The sequence below is a fragment of the Anabaena sp. UHCC 0187 genome, assembly GCF_009712035.1.
Classification (GTDB): domain Bacteria; phylum Cyanobacteriota; class Cyanobacteriia; order Cyanobacteriales; family Nostocaceae; genus Dolichospermum.
Genome location: NZ_VILB01000006.1, coordinates 36,559 through 56,768, shown reverse-complemented (window position 1 = coordinate 56,768; position 20,210 = coordinate 36,559). Strand labels below are relative to the sequence as shown.

The 20,210-nt window shown below is 39.7% G+C and carries 16 protein-coding genes and 1 pseudogene; 11 read left to right on the top strand and 6 right to left on the bottom strand.

Translation table 11 applies throughout. The annotated features are described in order from the left end of the window. Positions 1-195: 195 nt before the first annotated feature. Positions 196-1,923 carry an urease subunit alpha gene (gene ureC, locus FJR11_RS05910; protein ID WP_168502785.1) on the top strand — a complete coding sequence of 576 codons (1,728 nt, stop codon included), beginning with the start codon at positions 196-198 and terminating at the stop codon, positions 1,921-1,923. A gap of 70 nt (positions 1,924-1,993) precedes the next feature. Next, a complete protein-coding gene (locus tag FJR11_RS05905; RefSeq protein ID WP_174762939.1) occupies positions 1,994-3,376 on the top strand; it encodes an aldehyde dehydrogenase in 1,383 nt (460 codons plus the stop codon). 134 nt (positions 3,377-3,510) lie between these two features. Here FJR11_RS05905 and rpmF read toward each other — a convergent pair whose 3' ends face one another. Both rpmF and FJR11_RS05895 read right to left on the bottom strand, forming a co-directional pair. Beyond that, positions 3,511-3,687 (bottom strand): 50S ribosomal protein L32, encoded by a 177-nt coding sequence (gene rpmF / locus FJR11_RS05900; RefSeq protein WP_168502784.1) that lies wholly within the window; start codon positions 3,685-3,687, stop codon positions 3,511-3,513. Between the two features lie 87 nt (positions 3,688-3,774). Then, positions 3,775-4,371, bottom strand: coding sequence for a hypothetical protein (locus FJR11_RS05895; protein ID WP_254444692.1), 597 nt, complete (start codon positions 4,369-4,371; stop codon positions 3,775-3,777). Positions 4,372-4,563: 192 nt separating this feature from the next. Between FJR11_RS05895 and FJR11_RS05890 the strand changes: the two genes are divergently transcribed. Then, complete coding sequence (locus FJR11_RS05890) at positions 4,564-6,420, top strand: caspase family protein (protein ID WP_168502862.1); 1,857 nt, start codon at positions 4,564-4,566, stop codon at positions 6,418-6,420. 25 nt (positions 6,421-6,445) lie between these two features. Here FJR11_RS05890 and FJR11_RS05885 read toward each other — a convergent pair whose 3' ends face one another. After that, positions 6,446-6,823, bottom strand: coding sequence for a Mo-dependent nitrogenase C-terminal domain-containing protein (locus FJR11_RS05885; protein ID WP_168502783.1), 378 nt, complete (start codon positions 6,821-6,823; stop codon positions 6,446-6,448). A gap of 388 nt (positions 6,824-7,211) precedes the next feature. Here FJR11_RS05885 and FJR11_RS05880 point away from each other — a divergent pair. Next, positions 7,212-7,632, top strand: a pseudogene (locus FJR11_RS05880) (SLC13 family permease); the annotation flags it as partial. 161 nt (positions 7,633-7,793) lie between these two features. On the opposite strand, the gene FJR11_RS05875 reads toward FJR11_RS05880, so the two are convergent. The 3 genes from FJR11_RS05875 to FJR11_RS05865 all read right to left on the bottom strand — a co-directional run bounded on the left by FJR11_RS05875 (position 7,794) and on the right by FJR11_RS05865 (position 11,797). Further along, on the bottom strand, positions 7,794-9,560 hold the full coding sequence (locus FJR11_RS05875) for a ribonuclease J (protein ID WP_168502782.1): 1,767 nt from the start codon (positions 9,558-9,560) through the stop codon (positions 7,794-7,796). A gap of 238 nt (positions 9,561-9,798) precedes the next feature. After that, the gene (dapA, locus tag FJR11_RS05870) at positions 9,799-10,683 is read right to left on the bottom strand and encodes a 4-hydroxy-tetrahydrodipicolinate synthase (RefSeq protein WP_168502781.1); all 885 of its coding nucleotides are present in this window, start codon (positions 10,681-10,683) and stop codon (positions 9,799-9,801) included. Between the two features lie 82 nt (positions 10,684-10,765). Then, complete coding sequence (locus FJR11_RS05865; protein WP_168502780.1) at positions 10,766-11,797, bottom strand: aspartate-semialdehyde dehydrogenase; 1,032 nt, start codon at positions 11,795-11,797, stop codon at positions 10,766-10,768. Between the two features lie 601 nt (positions 11,798-12,398). Between FJR11_RS05865 and tig the strand changes: the two genes are divergently transcribed. The 7 genes from tig (at position 12,399) to FJR11_RS05830 (ending at position 20,197) form a co-directional block, all read left to right on the top strand. Beyond that, the gene (gene tig, locus FJR11_RS05860) at positions 12,399-13,808 is read left to right on the top strand and encodes a trigger factor (protein WP_168502779.1); all 1,410 of its coding nucleotides are present in this window, start codon (positions 12,399-12,401) and stop codon (positions 13,806-13,808) included. Between the two features lie 233 nt (positions 13,809-14,041). Further along, the gene (gene clpP, locus FJR11_RS05855) at positions 14,042-14,719 is read left to right on the top strand and encodes an ATP-dependent Clp endopeptidase proteolytic subunit ClpP (protein WP_168502778.1); all 678 of its coding nucleotides are present in this window, start codon (positions 14,042-14,044) and stop codon (positions 14,717-14,719) included. A 30-nt stretch (positions 14,720-14,749) separates the two neighbouring features. Next, positions 14,750-16,093, top strand: coding sequence for an ATP-dependent protease ATP-binding subunit ClpX (clpX, locus tag FJR11_RS05850; protein ID WP_168502777.1), 1,344 nt, complete (start codon positions 14,750-14,752; stop codon positions 16,091-16,093). 92 nt (positions 16,094-16,185) lie between these two features. Next, the gene (locus tag FJR11_RS05845; protein ID WP_168502776.1) at positions 16,186-17,010 is read left to right on the top strand and encodes an alpha/beta fold hydrolase; all 825 of its coding nucleotides are present in this window, start codon (positions 16,186-16,188) and stop codon (positions 17,008-17,010) included. A 113-nt stretch (positions 17,011-17,123) separates the two neighbouring features. Beyond that, positions 17,124-18,374 carry an ABC transporter substrate-binding protein gene (locus FJR11_RS05840; protein WP_371417463.1) on the top strand — a complete coding sequence of 417 codons (1,251 nt, stop codon included), beginning with the start codon at positions 17,124-17,126 and terminating at the stop codon, positions 18,372-18,374. Between the two features lie 87 nt (positions 18,375-18,461). After that, on the top strand, positions 18,462-19,364 hold the full coding sequence (locus tag FJR11_RS05835; RefSeq protein ID WP_168502775.1) for a carbohydrate ABC transporter permease: 903 nt from the start codon (positions 18,462-18,464) through the stop codon (positions 19,362-19,364). A 5-nt stretch (positions 19,365-19,369) separates the two neighbouring features. Continuing rightward, complete coding sequence (locus tag FJR11_RS05830; RefSeq protein WP_168502860.1) at positions 19,370-20,197, top strand: carbohydrate ABC transporter permease; 828 nt, start codon at positions 19,370-19,372, stop codon at positions 20,195-20,197. The last annotated feature ends 13 nt before the right edge of the window (positions 20,198-20,210 follow it).

Sequence of the window (20,210 nt, the reverse complement as noted above, 5' to 3'; positions counted from 1 at the left end):
AAAATTCAACTTAGCTAACTTTATTAAATATCATACTTGTGTTGTAATTGGGTCAATCTGTTACGTATTTTTATAACCTTCAATTATTGTTGGTAATGATAATCTTTTTATTTTTATGACAATCTCCAAAATTTTATAACCGGGTAAGGGAGATAAAAATATGACAAAATTGGGAAGTAGTAAATAGATGATTGTATGAGTTATAGAATGAATCGTTCCGCTTATGCGGAAACTTATGGGCCCACAGTGGGTGATAAAATTAGGTTAGCAGACACAGAATTATTTATAGAAGTAGAACAAGATTTTACAACCTATGGCGATGAAGTGAAATTTGGTGGTGGAAAAGTAATTAGAGATGGGATGGGACAATCCCCAATTTCTAATCATGATGGTGCAGTAGATTTAGTTATTACTAATGCTTTGATTCTCGATTGGTGGGGTATTGTCAAGGCAGATATTGGCATTAAAGATGGCAAAATTTACAAAATTGGTAAAGCCGGAAATCCCTATATTCAAGACAATATAGATATTATTATTGGTCCGGGAACCGAAGCTTTAGCAGGAGAAGGAATGATCCTCACTGCGGGGGGAATTGATACCCACATCCATTTTATCTGTCCTCAACAAATTGAAGTAGCTATTGCTTCCGGTATCACCACGATGATCGGTGGCGGTACAGGCCCAGCCACAGGGACAAATGCCACAACTTGCACCCCTGGACCCTGGAATATTTACCGAATGCTACAAGCGGCGGATGCTTTTCCTGTCAATTTGGGATTTTTAGGTAAAGGTAACACAAGTAAACCAGAAGGACTTATCGAACAAGTTGAAGCCGGAGTAATGGGGTTAAAACTCCATGAAGATTGGGGAACTACTCCTGCCACAATTGATACTTGTTTAACTATTGCTGATGAGTATGATGTGCAAGTAGCAATTCACACTGATACTCTCAATGAAGCCGGATTTGTCGAAGATACTATTGCGGCTTTTAAACATCGTGCTATTCACACCTACCACACAGAAGGGGCTGGAGGAGGACACGCACCCGACATTATTAAAGTTTGTGGACAAAGTAACGTTTTACCATCTTCCACTAACCCCACCCGTCCTTACACCGTCAACACCCTAGATGAACATTTAGATATGTTGATGGTATGTCATCACTTAGACTCTGCCATCCCTGAAGATGTATCTTTTGCTGAATCTCGTATTCGTAGAGAAACTATTGCCGCTGAAGATATATTGCACGACTTAGGCGCGTTTAGTATGATTGCTTCCGATTCCCAAGCAATGGGGCGTGTCGGTGAAGTAATAATTCGGACTTGGCAGACAGCACACAAAATGAAGGTACAGCGCGGAACACTCTCCCCTCACCTTGTAGGAGAGGGGTTGGGGGAGAGGTCAGACAATTTTCGAGCTAAACGCTATGTTGCTAAGTATACTATTAATCCAGCAATCACCCATGGTATTTCTGAGTATGTAGGATCTGTGGAAGCGGGAAAAATCGCAGATTTGTGTTTATGGAAACCTGCATTTTTTGGTGTTAAACCGGAAATGGTGATTAAAGGGGGTATGATTGCTTGGTCACAAATGGGTGATGCCAATGCCAGCATTCCCACACCTCAGCCTGTATATATGCGCCCGATGTTTGGCAGTTTTGCAGGTGCGAGAAATGCGACATCATTAACTTTTGTTTCTCAAGCAGCTTTAGAAAAAGAAATTCCTCAACAATTAGGGTTGAAAAAATTAGCAGTTGCTGTTTCGGGAACTCGTCAATTAACTAAGCAGGATATGAAATTAAATGATGCCTTACCTCACATTGAAGTAGATTCTGAAACCTATGAAGTTCGCGCAGATGGTGAATTATTAACTTGTGAACCTGCCACAGTTTTACCAATGGCACAAAGATACTTTTTGTTTTAGAATATGACTGAAATATTTACTAATAGTAACGATAAATATTTGCAAATTACATTTGTAGTGAAGAGTAATAATGACTAATAAATTACCAAAATGCGCCGAAATTATTACTAAACAACGGCAGTTTTTCCAAGCTGGTAAAACTAAAGATGTTGATTTTCGGATTAGCCAACTCAAAACCCTCAAACAATTAGTAATTGAGAATAAAGAAGCAATTATCCAAGCATTAAAAGCAGATTTACATAAACCAGAATTTGAAACTTACGCTACAGAAATCACTGTTACAAAAGAAATTGATTATGCCCTCAAACATATCAATAGTTGGATAAAACCGAAAAAAGCAGCCGTTCCTTTAGACTTATTTCCCTATGGGGCTAAGATATATCCAGAACCGTTAGGAGTGGTTTTAATTATTAGTCCTTGGAATTATCCTTTTCAGTTAATTATCTCACCTTTAGTTGGGACAATCGCTGCGGGAAATTGCACCATAATTAAACCTTCAGAACTCGCACCTCATACTTCTGATTTAATCACAGAACTTATTCATAAATACTTTTCTCCAGAATACATTACAGTCGTGCCTGGAGCAGTAGAAACCAGTCAACAACTACTAGCAGAAAAATTTGACCACATCTTATTTACTGGTGGTACAGCCATTGGTAAAATTGTTATGGAAGCTGCTGCAAAACACCTGACTCCAGTTACTTTGGAATTAGGGGGAAAAAGTCCTTGTATCATTGATACGGACATTAATCTAGAACATACTGTTAAACGGATTGCTTGGGGAAAATTTATTAACGCTGGACAAACTTGTATTGCCCCTGATTATCTTTTAGTAGATAAAAAAATCAAACCAGATTTAGTCAATGCTTTGAAAAGATGTCTAAAAGAATTTTATGGCGAAAATCCCGCTACCAGTCCTGATTATGCCCGAATTATTCATCAAAAACATTTTGACAGATTAACTAATTTACTCAAATGTGGTGAAGTGATTATTGGTGGAGAAACTAAACCAGAAGAACTTTATATTGCTCCCACTGTAGTAGAAAATGTTGCTTTAACAGATATGGTAATGCAAGAGGAAATTTTTGGTCCAATTTTACCAATCATTGAATATACAGATATCAATGAAGCTATTACCTTAATTAACTCTCGACCAAAACCTCTGGCTTTATATTTATTTTCCCAAAATAAAAGCCTGCAAAAACGCATTTTACAGGAAACCTCCTCTGGGGGAGTATGTATTAATGACACAGTAATGCAGGTTGCTGTTTCTTCCTTACCATTTGGGGGTGTGGGTGATAGTGGGATGGGCAGCTATCACGGTAAAGCTGGTTTTGACACCTTTTCCCATTATAAAAGCGTCTTGCAAAACTCATTTTCTTTGGATATAAATTGGCGATACGCACCCTATCAGGGTAAATTATCGCTGTTGAAACGAATTATCGGTATTTAATAGAAATTCAGTAGGGGCGCAGGCTTTGCGCCCAGGAGTAACCGAGTCAGAATCTAACTGGAAGATTTTCTTTTGAGGGAAAATTCCATTTAAATTTATTCTGACTCCTGAATTGGAGACTACTGAATTCTTCTTTAAGATTCTTCGGTTTCTGCTTCCTCAGCAGTTGGATAGACGAATTTAGAACGGCCACTCAAAATGGATTTACCGAGAGAGATAGCTTTTTGCGCTTCAACAACAGCCTTATGTCTCCAAGTAGCGCGGCGTTTATCTCGTTTAGATTTTGATGTTTTCTTCTTAGGAACAGCCATGACAGCGGTATATCGTGATTATTTACAACCTTCCTATTCTAAGCGATTAATTGACATCAGGCACTATAAAAAGAACTGTTATTCCGATTATGGCTTTTGTGGCTGAACATTAGAGGGTGGATTATTGGGTTTTTCTGCTGGGTTGCCGTTATTAGGGGCTGGATTATTGGATTTTTCTGCTGGGTTGACGTTATTAGGGGCTGGAGTTGTAGTAGCTGCTGGTTGAGTAGTTGTGATTTGTTTATCAAATAACAGTAAAAAGCGGGATGTTTTGAAGTAATTTGTCCAAAGTTGGGGATCTGGGCGTTGTTGCCATTGAGGACGACTGACTTCTAATGATAAGATTGGTGCGATTGCTCCCTGATTTTGTGCTGAAATAATAACAGATACTTCTGTTACCAAAATATCTTGATCAAAACTACGTTGAGTTGTTGCTCTAGCGGCTGCTTCCGCCCTTCTCAGCACGTTTTCATAGCTTTCCTCTGGTAAGCGCTCGATCAGCAAATCTACTCTAGCAGTATAAGCTTGAACAATTTGCGGAGCAATTACTTCCGTAGTTAACCATAAAGGAACGGCTAGTAAAAGCCAAAATCCACTATGAATGATCCGGATTTTTTTGCTAACTTGGCCAATAAGTGAAAAGGGGATAACCAAAAAAGGTTGTTGTGTATAAATCCTGAACATAAACTTGTAGCTCCTAAATGATCTATAATCGAAATCCACTGCAAGTATTTTACGATTATTTATGTTGTATAAACTACAACGGATTTAAAAAATAGGTGAAAATTACCTAAACTATCAAACATAAGTTAGCTTTGTGCTTAAAGCCCCGTGCTAACAGCAATTTCCGGCAAACAACAACCGACAAAGAGCGGGATGGTAAAATACTGGGCGATCACAATTGGCATTAATCAATATCAATTATTCCAACCTCTAAGTTGCGCTCAAGCAGATGCTGAGGCAATTAAAGATTTTTTGGTGACACAAGCAGGTTTTGTATCAGAACAATGCTTGTTAATGACCAACACTTCGCCCCCCATAGGAGATAAATCCTCCTACCCTACAAAAGAAAATATTCTCTCGTTGCTAGAAGAATTAGCAGCTACATTTTGGCAGCCAGGAGATTATTTATGGTTATTCTTTAGCGGCTATGGGGTTAACTACAAAGAAAAAGATTATTTAATGCCAGTCGGAGGAAATCCTGAGCAAGTTCCCGAAACTGGTATAGAAATGCGATCTCTGATGCAAAGCTTGCAAGTTACTGGGATCAATGTCTTACTCATCTTTGATATTAACCGCGCTTTTGGGACTCAAGCAGATGCACCCGTAGGACAAGAAATCATCGAACTTACCCAAGAACTGCAAATGGGGGCAATTATTTCTTGTCAACCTGAAGAATTTTCCCATGAAAGCACAGAATTAGGTCACGGCTTTTTCACAGCAGCATTATTAGAAGCTTTGGGTTCTGGGAAAGGATACAACTTCCCTGATTTAGCAGCTTATCTGAGTTATCTTACCCCCAAACTTTGTCAACACCATTGGCGGCCAGTCCAAAATCCTGTGACGGTGATTCCTGCTCAACAGACAGCTATTTTACCGACGTTGACATTAGATGAAAACTCGGAAGCACTAATTTTCCCAGAAGAAAGTTTTGCAGTCACTGGGACTGCACAACCCGTAAAAATAGAAAACAATGCCTTTGTTAACACCACAGACAAAGCTTGGTGGACAGAAAATGCTTCCGCAGAAACTACTTTAAGCAACATAACGACCGAGGAAAATTTAGCAATCACATCAGTTTCCGAGCCACTTGTCGCCAGCAATCAGACTCTAACAACTGCCCCAGAATCCCAGCCAGGGGGCAGATTTATCCCTCATGTCACCACCCCCAACACCTATCCCTCAAATCAGTCGGAAACACCCATTTGGCAACAATTTATCATCTGGGGTGGCGGGACTATGGTGATAGTAGCTTTAATTGCTACATTTTTGCTCCGCAATCACGAGAGTTTCCGGTTTAAAAATTTCTCAAAAACAGTATCTAATAATAGGACTAGCAAACCTCAATTTCCCCAGATTTTCGCCACTAATCAAAATTCCAGCCACGCCCAAATCAGTTTTAATACAGACTCCAAGAAACGGAATCAAGCCATTTTAGAGCTAAAAAAAATGTCTCTCGTTGCCACCAAACCTGATCATTTAAGTATTGCGATCGCTAAAACCCAAAGAATTCCACCGGATGCACCACTATATGCCACATCTGTGCAGAATATTCAGGTTTGGTGTCAGATGATTTTAGAGTTAGCACAAGCACAAGCCCAACAAAAACAATATGAAAATGCTATAGTAACTGCCCAGCTAATTACCAAAAAAGAGCCGCTTTATTCTCAAGCTCAAACTGTCATTCAACAATGGCAACTAGAAGCCAAGCAATATGTGAGCAATAAAACTCTCTTAGATGCAGCTAAAGCGTTAATTATTCCTGAACAAGCATCTACCTATAATCGCGCTATCGAAGTTGCTAAAAAAATACAAAAGGGACAACCTGGGTTTGAAATTGCCCAAACATCCATTAATCAGTGGAGTGAAAAAATTTTAGATTTAGCCAAAATCCGCGCCACTCAAGGAGATTTTAAGACCGCTATCGCTACCGCTGCGCTAGTTCCAGAAGTGACGATTACTTATGAAGATGCTCAAGATGCTATCCAAAAATGGCAACTTCAAAAGAATTAGTCAGTTGTCCGTTGTCCGTTGTCAATTAGCAATACTGGGAAATATCTTCGCCGCAGGTATCAGCTAGATAGCACATCGCTTTAAAGCGTAAACCTACTACTTCTTCATATAAAGGGTTGAGCTTACACATTGGCGGAATGTGAAATAAAGTTCTACCAAATACTTTGACATCTCGCTCAAACGGACATTGAGACGGAATAAATTTACATAGACGGTGAGCTAATTGGCGATCGCTTACTTGCAAGTTGTCTAGCCAATTTCGTAAAGGACGCAAAATGTCCCAAACAGGCTGGGATGCGACATGGTGCAACGGAGTCATATTAGCTTCACTAGCGTCTACGGGATGTAGAGAAATCCAACTTGCTAAAAAAATATTCTTGTTACTGTTCTTAGATACCTTCATGGTAATTCCTCTCTTCCTTTGAGGGTATTCACCTTACTGATGAATATACAATATGACAAGAAACTGAACCGGAAAACAGTATTATGACGGAAATTTTATAAAAAGTGTAATCAACTGCTTTCTGTTTTGATCTATGTGTTAATACGTCACTTGAATCGTAAGTTCCCGAAAGCAATACTGTATTTATTCAATCTTCTTGATAACTTGACACAGTTAAGATTTTAGTGAAGACATCTGCCTTTGGGTGTGATTTATCTTAACTGTAACAAAACTTAATGTAAGAATAATTATCAATAAACAAGATTAAGGAAAATACTCTCAAATAGCTAACTTCAGGCGGTGATTTTTACTAAATTTGTCATTCATAGTGCAATTACCTTGAACCTATCTGGGTTTAGCTATCAGTTACATCCCAGGTTTACGAATGAACCGGGCCACTATTGCCTTAGTCGGTTCTACCGTGTTGATAGCTGTGGGTGTCCTGAATTTACAGGAAGCTTGGCAGGCCATAGATGCCAACACCATTGTATTTTTGTTAAGCATGATGGTAATTAAAGCCAACCTTGCCTATGCTGGCTTTTTCCGCAAAGCATTGGTGTTGCTATTGAAGTGTACTCGTATTCCTCTAGGCTGATTGATAGTTCTTACTTTCGGCTGTGGCATCCTCTCGGCTTTCTTTCTTTCTCAATGACACCATAGCTCTAATTTTTACACCCCTCACTTTAAGTCTAACTCTATCTTTGGGATTAAATCCCATTCCTTACTTATTAGCTGTAGCAGGTGCAACGAACATTGGTTTTGTAGCTACATGAAGCGGTAATCCTCCGTGTCCTTCGTAGTTCCTGCAATGGCTATTCTTTAGCTAGTCAAAGAGTAATTAACGGTCTTATTCACGCTCAAAAAAAACGCAAAGATGCTAAAAAACACCTTTGCGCCTTTGCCTCTTTGCGCCTCTGCGCGAAATAATCCTTTAAGAAGCCACAGCAGTAGAACGAGTGCGTCGTCGTCTACCATCAGAAACCTTAGCAGCAGGCTCTTCAGGGACTTGCATCAACAACGTCAAAGAAGGTTGACATTGCAACTCTCTCCGCATAGAACGCGCCAATTCCCGTTCCAAAGTTTCCTGCAATCCACCCCAGTCTGTATCAGCGGGTTGTCCTCCTTCGGGAGAAAACTCTGGCCAACGGACCCCAAGGATTTCTTCAATGCGTTGTTGTACCCATTTTTGCAAAAGCGATCGCTCAATACTTGTTACCACACCTTGCATATGTAGTTCTGGTCTAGCCATCAGCTTACCACTCCAATCAATGGCAGCAGCAATAGTTACAGTCCCTTCAGAAGCCATGCGTTGGCGTTCTTCCAATACTTTAGAACTAACCATACCAGAACTAGAAGTATCCACCAATTCAATCCCCGCTGCTACTTTCCCAGCCACGCGGATAGAATTGTCTGTCAACTCAATCACATCCCCATTTTGGATAATTATCATATTTTCCGCAGGGATGCCCATACTTTGAGCAGTTTCCGAATGCTTCACCAACATTCGATGTTCACCGTGGAATGGCACAAAGAACTTGGGACGAGTTAAAGCAATCATCAGCTTTTGTTCTTCCTGACAGCCGTGGCCGGAAACGTGAATCCCTTTATCCCGTCCATAGACCACTTTTGCCCCCTGAATCATCAATTTATCAATGGTGTTAACCACGGCAATTGTATTACCGGGAATGGGGTTAGCGGAGAATAGAACCGTATCTCCTTGGCGAATTTTGATATGGGGGTGTTCTTTATTCGCAATTCTTGTCATCGCTGCCATTCTTTCACCCTGAGAGCCAGTGGTTAAAATCAGCACTCTCTCATCTGGCATTCCCCGCACAGTATGCAACGGTTGGAATAGGCTATCTTCACACTTGATATAACCTAAATTGCGGGCATGGGCGATTAAATTCAGCATAGACCGCCCAACAATTGTCACCACACGATTATGTTTTCTTGCTAGTTGCAAAATCATGTTAATGCGATGGACGCTAGAAGAAAAGGTCGTGACAAATAAGCGTCCAGTAGCGTGGGAAAATTCTCGGTCAAGGTTAGGAAAAACAGCCCGTTCAGAAGGTGTAAATCCTGGTAATTCTGCGTTAGTAGAATCACTTAATAAGCAGAGTACGCCTTTTTCACCATGTTCGGCCAAGCGTTGCAGGTCAAACTTTTCACCATCTACGGGAGTATGATCAATTTTAAAATCTCCGGTGTGGATAACTACGCCTATTGGTGTATGAATAGCAACGGTGAAGCTATCAGCAATGGAGTGAGTGTTACGGATGTATTCAACTAAGAAATGTTTGCCAATTCGCACCATGTCACGGGGCATAACTGTTCTTAATTCCGTGCGATCTCGTACCCCTGCTTCTTCCAATTTACCCTCTAGCATGGCCATTGCTAGTCTTGGCCCATGAATCACCGGGATATCGAATTGCTTCAAATGAAAAGCAATACCACCGATATGGTCTTCGTGACCATGGGTGACGATCATGCCTTTAATTTTGTGGCGATTTTCCCGTAAATAAGTTGTATCAGGCAATACAATATTTACACCGTGCATTGCTTCTGTGGGAAATGCCAATCCTGCATCTAACAGGATAATTTCGTCTTCATACTCGAAAACACAAGTATTTTTACCTATTTCGTGTAAGCCGCCCAAAGGAATAATTTTGAGAGCGGAATTAGTTTCGTTTTTAACCATTTTGTCCTGGAGATTGTTGTTTGTTGTGAATCAGTTGATAGTTCGGTTTCTTGTATGAAAGAAAACACCAAATTTCTGTTTAAATTCAGCTTTTATAAGAGTCCTATTCAATTTCGTTTACGGAAAACTGACTTAAAACTGAATGATTTTTATATTGTTCAGTTGTAGTACAGGTGTTTAAATTGCAATTAGGTAACAATTTTTACACATTATTTATAAGTCGCTCACCTATTGTTGCTTAGATTAAATTCAGCTTTTGCATCACAGATGCTAACTGTTTAGATACATCCGGATCAGCTTCACATAGAGGTGAACGAGTTGAACCTACTTCCCAACCTTGCAGTTTTAGCGCTTCTTTGACAGGAATGGGATTTGTAGTTAAAAATAAAGCTTTAAACAATGGGAACAGTTGTAGATGAATGTCGGTAGCAATTTGAGTTTTTCCTACTTTCCATGCTTGAATCATCTGTTGGAGTTGATTACCTACTAAATGAGAAGCCACACTTACCACACCTTCAGCACCTATGGCTAACATGGGTAAGGTTAAAGAATCATCTCCAGCATAAATCCCAAATTCTTTTGGTGTCAAGCGACGGATTTCACTGACTTGATCTAAGTTACCACTGGCTTCTTTGATAGCAACAATGTTATCAATTTCCGCTAACTGTACCACAGTTTCTGGAATGAGGTTTTGACCTGTCCGTCCAGGGATATTATATAACATCATCGGCAGGTCGGGGCAGGATTGTGCTATTGCCTGAAAATGTTTATACAAGCCAGCTTGCGGCGGTTTATTGTAATAGGGAACTACTTGTAAAGAACCATGTACTCCTATCTTAGCCGCTTTTTGGGTGGCGGCGATCGCTTCTTTGGTGTCATTAGAACCACACCCAGCAATTACTTTAGCTTTCCCGGATACAGCTTGCAATACCTCAACAAAGAGTTGGTATTCTTCATCCCAAGTCAGTGTCGGGGATTCTCCTGTTGTTCCACATACGACCAATGTATCTGTACCGTTGTTAACTAGATGATCAGCTAGTTTGGCAACTAAATCATAATTAATACTACCGTCTGCTTGAAACGGCGTAATCATAGCTGTTATTATCGTACCAAAATCTCCCACACTCTTTTCTCTCCTAATTTTTCAGTTGTTGGTTGTCAGTTATTGACTACTAATCTCTCATGATAAATAACTAAATTTAAACTTATGCTGTAGTTGATTTTAGTAGATTTTTTTCTACTAATAATTCAGCAATCTGCACTGCATTTAAGGCTGCACCTTTACGGATTTGGTCACCGCATAGCCACAATTCTAAACCGCAAGCATGGGAAATATCCTGGCGAATTCTGCCGACTAAAACTTCATCTTTACCACTGGCATCTATGGGCATAGGAAAATAATTAGCCTGCCAATCTTCTATTAATTTAACACCAGGTGATTTTCTTAAGATTTCTCTAGCCTCATCTGGATTAAAAGGAGTTGCAAACTCTAGATTAATAGCTTCAGAATGGGCGCGGAGGACGGGAACCCGTACACAAGTGGCTGTAATTCTGATTTCTTGACTACCAAAGATTTTGCGGGTTTCGTTCACCATTTTCATTTCTTCCTCACAATATCCCCAAGCTGTCATGGGGGAATTATGGGTAAATAGATTAAATGCCAATGGGTAAGGTAAAACCTCCGCTACTGGTTGCTTTCCTTGTAGTATAGCGTCACTTTGGATTTTTACTTCCTCCATTGCCATAGCACCGGCACCACTAGCAGATTGATAGGTTGAGGCTACAATCCTTTTAACTGGTTTAACTTGATGCAATGGCCACACTGCCAAGGACATGAGAATTGTTGTACAGTTAGGATTAGCGATAATCCCTTTGTGAGTAAATGCGGCTTGGGGATTTACCTCTGGGACTACCAAGGGTACTTCCGGGTTCATGCGGAAGGCACTGGAATTATCAATTACCACTGCTCCTTTTTCCACAGCTATGCCAGCCCAAGTTTTGGAAATGCTACCCCCAGCACTAGCTAAGACTATATCTAGGTTTTCCAAACTGCGATCGCTGACTGCTTCAACCGGGATATCCTCCCCTTTGAATCTGAGTGTTTTTCCCGCACTGCGTTCTGATGCCAATAATTTTAAATCAGCAAGGGGAAAATTTCGACTTTCTAATAATTCCAGCAACTCCGTACCTACAGCACCAGTTGCACCCAAAATAGCTACACGATAGGACTTAGACAAACTCGACTCCTCCTTTAAGAGGTAATTAGCACTTTTTTTCCGGACAACTTAAAAAATCAAATGTTTCTGTTGTTCCTCTCAACAGCAGATTTTAAATAGTGAAATTTGCATATTTTTGTGATTATATCTCAGTTTTTGATGGCTATTGAGGAATTTGAGACTTTGTTGTTTATATGGCAAAATTAACTGATATCGTAGTCTACAGCAATTTAAGTTATAGCAATCAAATATAATAATCCACTATCGTATAATATCCTATTATACAGCAAACTGCAAAAAAAGAAAACGAAGAGCGATTAACATTTAGGTATTTTCAAGAAGCCTTGCCTGTCAGGTTATGTTACCGGAGCTAAGGCTACTATAGAAGAATACCATAAAGTGTTCGGTCGCTTAGTTTTGGGAGTATACTGGATATCTGCCAAAGGACATTCATACGCATTTTTGTCTGAATGATACCTAATCAGTATATAATCACGTCTCGAAGACAGCGTGTAAGCTTAGGTCGGGATAACTGCTCCCATACTCCCGTTGAAGTAAGAAGTAAATGTCTAGACTTGTCTAGTATTTATAGATCAAAATACCAGAAAAATAGAAATAAAGCATGAAAGTTACCCAGGAAAAACTTCCCGCCAGTCAAATTGGTTTGGAAATAGAAATTGCACCGGAAATTACCAAACAAAAATACGAGCAAGTCATTAGAAATTTAACTAAAACCGTAAATATTCCTGGGTTTCGCAAAGGCAAAGTACCCCGGCAAATATTAGTACAACGGCTCGGAACTACTCGCGTCAAGGCAACCGCCCTGGAAGAAATTATTCAAGAAGGCATTGAGCAAGCAATTAAACAGGAAGCGATTACCGCCATTGGTCAGCCCCAATTACGCTCTTCTTTTGATGATTTGATTAACAGTTATGAACCAGGACAACCCCTGATTATTGCTGCGGCTGTGGATGTAGTCCCAGAAATCAAATTGAACCAATATACCGGTTTAGAAGCCAAAGCGGAGGAAATTAAATATGATCCCACCCAGGTAGATACAGTTATTGAACAACAAAGAGAAAAGTTAGGAACTTTAGTTCCTGTGGAAGGACGGGCTGCCCAAATCGGTGATATGGCAGTTATTGACTTTAAGGGTGTAATTGCTAAAACTGAAGGTGATGATCCTGACAGTGAACCCAAACCAATCCCCGGTGGAGAAGGAACTGATTTTCAAGTTGAGTTACAAGAAGATAAGTTTATTCCCGGTTTTGTTTTGGGGATAGTGGGTATGAATCCTGGAGAAACTAAAGAAGTATCTGCTCAGTTCCCAGATCCTTACGGTAACGAAGAATTATCTGGTAAAGCGGCTCTGTTTACCATCACGCTTAAAGAAATTAAAGTTAAAGAATTGCCAGAGTTGGATGACGACTTTGCCCAAGAAGTCAGTGACTTTGAGACATTAGAGCAATTGCGGGCATCATTGGTAGAGCGGTATGAAAAAGAAGCCGCAGATAAAACCAAAAATAATCAGCAAGAAGCCTTATTAACAGAACTGCTGAATCATGTCGAAATAGATTTACCAACAACATTCATTGACCAAGAAGTTGATGCCATGCTGTCACAAACAGCAATGAAGTTGTCTGAGCAGGGAATAGATGTGAAAAAGCTATTTACCCAGGAAATTATTCCCCAATTGCGGGATAGATCCAAACCTGAAGCTATAGATCGTCTCAAACGTTCTCTATCCTTACAAGAAATTGGCAAGCGCGAATCTATTGAAGTAGCAGCCGAAGAAGTGCAAGCTAGAGTCACAGAATTGATGACCGAGTACGCTGATCAAGATTTGGATGAAAATAGACTGCGTGGAGTTGTTCAAGAAGAACTTTTAACCAAAAAGATCGTTGATTGGTTATTAGAACGTTCGTCTGTGGAACTAGTAGCCGAAGGTTCTTTAAGTCCTACAGAAGAAACAGATTCAGAAGCTCAAAGCACTGAAGCAGTTCAGGAAGAAGAAACCAGTAATCCTGAGTAATGGAGACTGGGGGCTGGGGACTGGGGACTGGGGATTGGGGACTGGGGACTGGAGACTGGGGACTGGGGATTGGGGACTGGGTATTTTCTTCTGACTTCTGACTTCTGACTCCTGACTTCTGACTCCTGACTTCTGACTCCTGACTCCTGACTCCTGACTCCTGAATTCTTCTACATAAGGCATAATGGTTAACAGTTCACAATTTCATGCCATTTATTGTTAAATATTCTAGTATGCTTGTATCGCAGTCGGGAAATTACCCTATCAACAGCTTGAGTCCTATCGGTATTAGTGGCAGTTCCAGCAGCTCTAGTAATATTGTGCCGATGGTAGTAGAACAGTCTGGGATGGGAGAAAGGGCGTTTGATATCTACTCCCGCTTACTGCGCGAGCGGATTATTTTTTTAGGAACGCCCATAGATGATGTTGTAGCTAATTCTATTGTTGCCCAATTACTTTTCCTCGATTCTGAAGACGCGGAAAAGGATATTCAATTGTACATTAATTCTCCTGGTGGCTCTGTCTACGCAGGTATGGCAATCTATGATACAATTCAACAAATACGTCCCGATGTTGTAACTATCTGTTTTGGACTAGCCGCGAGCATGGGGGCTTTTTTGTTAACATCTGGAACTGCTGGAAAGCGGATGTCTTTACCTGACTCCCGGATTATGATTCACCAACCCCTGGGTGGCGCTCAAGGACAGGCCATTGACATTGAAATTCAAGCGCGAGAAATTCTTTATATTAAGGGTGAGTTAAATCAATTAATGGCCAAGCATACTGGTCAACCCTTGGAGAGAATTGAAGCTGATACCGAGCGCGACTTTTTCATGTCAGCAGAAGAGGCGAAGAATTATGGTTTGATCGATCAGGTCATTTCTAGACAAAATCTTCCCACAGCAGGGTAAATCGTCGTCATTCTGAAATAAGAGGCTGATATGTCTAAGTACGACTCCCATTTAAAATGTTCATTTTGTGGCAAGTCTCAAGAGCAGGTGCGTAAATTAATCGCGGGTCCGGGAGTCTACATCTGCGATGAATGCGTTGACTTGTGTAATGAAATCCTCGACGAGGAATTGCTGGATACCAATACAGCAGCCGCATCTCCACCGGCTCAAAAGTCAGAAACACCTGAAAAACGGCGCACTCGTTCGTCTAATCTCTCGTTTAATCAAATCCCGAAACCGAGAGAGATTAAAAATTATTTGGACGAACACGTTATTGGCCAAGATGAAGCCAAAAAGGTGCTATCTGTAGCTGTTTACAATCACTACAAACGACTGGCTATTCTTCAGTCTAAAGGTAGTGACAAAGCAGGGGCGGATGATGCTATAGAACTACAAAAGTCTAATATTTTACTTATTGGACCCACTGGTTGCGGTAAAACGCTATTAGCACAAACTCTCGCCAAAATTCTCGATGTCCCCTTTGCTGTGGCTGATGCGACAACCCTAACAGAAGCGGGGTATGTGGGGGAAGATGTGGAAAATATCTTGTTGCGACTGTTGCAAGTGGCTGATTTGGATGTGGAAGAGGCTCAACGGGGCATTATCTACATTGATGAAATTGATAAAATCGCCCGCAAGAGTGAAAATCCCTCAATTACCAGAGATGTTTCTGGGGAAGGGGTACAGCAAGCTTTGCTGAAAATGTTGGAGGGGACTGTTGCTAATGTTCCACCCCAAGGCGGACGTAAGCACCCATATCAAGATTGTATCCAAATTGATACGAGCAATATTTTGTTTGTCTGTGGTGGTGCTTTCGTCGGGTTGGAAAAGGTTGTAGATCAGAGAGTTGGTAAAAAGTCAATTGGCTTTGTCCAACCAGGAGATGTGCAAACTAAGGAAAAACGCGCTGCTGATACATTACGTCATCTGCAACCTGATGATTTGGTGAAATTTGGCATGATTCCTGAGTTTATTGGCCGGATTCCCATGGTGGCTGTGGTTGATCCTTTGGATGAGGAAGCACTGATGGCAATTCTGACTGAACCACGCAGCGCTTTGGTGAAACAGTACCAAAAACTGCTGAATATGGATAATGTCCAGTTAGATTTTAAACCAGATGCTTTGAAAGCGATCGCTCAAGAGGCTTATCGCCGGAAAACTGGGGCGCGGGCTTTACGCGGTATTGTGGAAGAATTAATGCTTGATGTGATGTATGAGTTACCTTCTCGTAAGGATGTAGCTCGCTGTACTATCACTAAGGAAATGGTGGAAAAACGTTCCACTGCTGAATTGATAGTACATCCTTCTTCTTTACCTAAACCAGAGTCGGCTTAAAAGTCAGTTGTCAATTGTCAGTTGTCAGTTGTTAATTGCCAATTGCCAATTGTCAATTGTTAATTGTTAGTTTTGAATTTTTAATTGTGACAATGAGTTATATAAATGTTCGGGGTGTTGATCATTATTACGAGTGGATGAAAAAACCATCAGATGTTGTTAAACCTGTGATGGTTTTTCTGCATGGTTGGGCTGGTTCAGCCAGATATTGGCAAAGTACGGCTGAGGCTTTATTAGATAATTTTGATTGTTTATTATATGATTTACGTGGTTTTGGCCGTTCTCAATGTCAACCTCATTTAAGTTATGAATTAACAGAATATGTCGAAGATTTGGCGGTTTTATTAAATGAGTTAAATCTTGATCGTGTTTATATTAATGCCCATTCTATGGGCGCTTCTATTGCTACTTTATTTTTCAACCGCTATCCCGAAAGAGTGGAAAAGGGGATTTTAACTTGTAGCGGGATTTTTGAATATGATGAAAAGGCTTTTTCTGCTTTTCATAAATTCGGTGGTTATGTAGTTAAATTCCGTCCCCAGTGGTTAAGTAAAATTCCTTTGGCTGATAAAATGTTTATGGCCAGATTTCTCCATAGTCCGATTCCTAAATCTGAAAGTCAGGCTTTTTTGGAAGATTTTGTTAATGCCAATTATGAAGCGGCTTTAGGGACTATTTATACTTCTGTTAGTAAAGAACAAGCGGAAACAATGCCGGGAGAATTTGCGAAATTAACTATACCAACTCTGCTAATTGCTGGGGAATATGACATTATTATTCCGGCTGAATTGGGAAAAACAGCGGCAGCTTTAAGTGATAAAGTTGAATTAAATATTATTCCGAATACGGCACATTTTCCCATGTTAGAAGATCCAGAAACTTATTTAGGAAAGGTGCGAGAGTTTTTAAATAATTGATTTAGTGATCAGGGGAATAGAGAACTTAAACCCATCCTATAGAGAGATGATCTATCACAGAATTTGAAATAAATTAGTAAACACATCAATTCTGAATTAATCTCAATTAAATTGTGATTACAAAGAGATTATTTAACTTTTTAGGATTGGTAATAACCATAGCGATTACTATTATTAGTTGTCACAATTTGCTATTACCAAAACCACCTCTACCCATCACCATAAAACTCAGTGGTTGGACAGGTAATCCCCTAGAACAAACACTTTTAAAACAGGTAATCCAAGACTTTGAAAGGCAGCATCCAGAAATCAAAGTCAAATATGAAACGATTACCGATCAATATATGGATGTGATTAAAACCCGCTTAGTAGGAGAAGCCGCACCAGATGTCTTTTATCTCGACGCACTAGAAGCCCCTTTTTTAATGGGTCAGAACGTCCTAGAACCCCTTGATAAATACATTAAGCCCACATTTGACCTCCCAGACATAGAACCGAATTTACTCAAAAATTTCACATACCAAAACCATATTTATGGTTTGCCTAAAGACTATTCCACCCTAGCCCTATTTTATAACAAAAAAGCATTTCATCAAATTGGTTTAACCAGTCCTCCAACTACCTGGGAACAACTCCGCACCTATTCAAAACAATTAACAGGCAAACTGAATAAATATGGCTTTGGAGAAATTCCCGAATTAGCCCGTCAGGCATACAAGATTACTGCTTTTGGAGGAGAAATTGTTGATAAAAATGGTTATGCTACCTTTGCCAATGATCCAGGTTTGCAAGGTTTAGAATTAGTAATTAAACAATATCAAAAAGATCGTTCCTCTGCCCAAAAATCTGATGTCGGCACAAATTCCGGGAGTGAAATGTTTGGACAAAATAAAGTAGCAATGGTAATTGAGGGGAATTGGGCAATTCCCTATCTCCAAGAAACCTTCCCCAAACTAGAATTTGCTACAGCAGAGATACCTGAAATTAATCATACAAAAGCAACAATGGTTTTTACTGTTGCTTATGTCATGAATAAACAAGCACAGCATAAAATTGAAGCTTGGGAATTAATTTCCTATCTGACAGGTAAAGAAGGGATGAAAAAATGGACAAGGACAGGATTTGCCTTACCAGCCCGTAAATCAGTGGCACAGCAGTTAGGTTATGATCAAGATCCTCTGAGATCATCATTAGTAGCAGGAGTTGATTATGCGACACCTTGGCAAATAGGTAAGAATCCTGCCGCAATTATCAACAATTTTGATAATCAATTTATTAGTGTTTTGCTAGGACAACAACCATTAAAACAGGCAATGTTAAAAGCACAAACCGCAGCAAACCAGCAAATTCAGGCAGATATGTAGCGTTCTCTAATTTTCCTCTTCCTTTCTTCCTTTGCGCCTCTGCGCCTTTGCGTGTTAGCGAAGCGGGGCGAAGCCCGATAAAAAAATGTGTTTCATTTACCCGAAAATCGTTGTAATAGGCAGATTAGAGAAAATTTTACAGGTTATTTATTCATAACTCCCAGTATTTTAGTTTTAGGCACATTTGTAATTTTGCCTATTCTCTATGCTGTATTTCTTTCCTTACACAAAGTGCAAATGTTGGGAGGTATTGATTACCGTTTTTTGGGTTGGGGTAATTTCCAGCGATTGCTAACAGATGAAAGAGTGGGAATTGCTTTAAAAAATACCGCCGAATATGTGGCTATTGTTGTTCCCACTCAAACTATTTTGGCCTTAGGTTTAGCTGTGACACTGAATTCTGGTATTCGTGGGAAAAATTGGTGGCGGATTCTTTACTTTTTACCAACAGTTACATCTTCAGCAGTTTTGACACTAATTTTTATGTGGATTTATAACACAAATGGACTATTAAATAATTTTTTGGCTTTGCTAAAATTGCCTATTTATAATTGGTTAGGAGATCCATCTGTTGCCCTGAAAGGGATTATGATCATGAATATTTGGTCAACAGCACCGTTTTTTATGGTGATTTATTTAGCGGCTTTACAGGATATTCCCCAAACCCTTTATGAAGCCGCAGAACTTGATGGGGCGAATAGTTGGCAACAGTTTCTTTATATTACATTGCCTTTATTGCAACCTGTAACTTTCTTTGTCATGGCTATGGGGATAATTGGGACTTTTCAATTATTTGATCAATCTTATATATTTTCTGGGGGGACTGGTGGCCCAAATAACGCAACTCTGACTTTAGTTTTGCTAATTTATCAAACTGTATTTCGGAATTTACAAATGGGATATGGTGCAGCAATTGCCTTTTTACTAGCATCTGTAATTATTATTCTCACATTAATTCAGAGGCAATTGTTTGGAGGTTATAAAATTTGAATAAAATCTTTTATATTTCTTGCTTCAAAGTTCTTTTATATATCCTCCTCACCGTTTATGGAATTATTACCGTAATTCCTTTTCTCTGGGCATTTTCTGCATCATTTAAGCCTCTATCAGAGATTATTAACGGTGAGTTTAATTTCATCCCTAAACATTTTACTCTCGATAATTACAAACAAATATTTCTCCAAGAACCTCTATTTTGGCGGTGGTTATTTAATAGTGTAATTATTGGCGTTACTGTGACAATTTTGAATTTGTTATTTAACTCAATGGCAGGTTATGCCCTCGCAAGATTGCCTTTTCGGGGTAAACAGTTCTGGTTTTTCCTGATTTTGGCAGTGTTAGTAGTGCCGGCGCAAATTACCCTGATTCCCACATTTTTAATTTTAAAAGCCATCGGTTGGCTAAATTCATACCCAGGGATGATTGTTCCCAGTATGGTTAATGCTACTTTTATTTTTATGATGCGGCAGTTTTTTATAAATTTCCCTAGAGAATTAGAAGAAGCTGGGCAATTGGATGGTTTAAATACCTGGGGAATTTTTCGGTATATAGTTTTACCTTTAGCTAAACCAGCATTAGCGGCACAAGCGATTTTTGTATTTATGGGTAGTTGGAATAATTTTTTACTCCCTGTAGTGATTCTCTTTGACCCAGAAATGTTTACTTTACCTTTGGGACTAAATACATTTAAAGGTCAATATATCAGCTATTGGAACTACATTATGGCGGCTTCAATGGTGTTTACTCTGCCAGGTTTAGCTATTTATGCTTTCTTTAACCGCTACTTCATTCGAGGTGTTACTTTTACAGGTGGTAAAGGTTAAAAACCGATCCAAA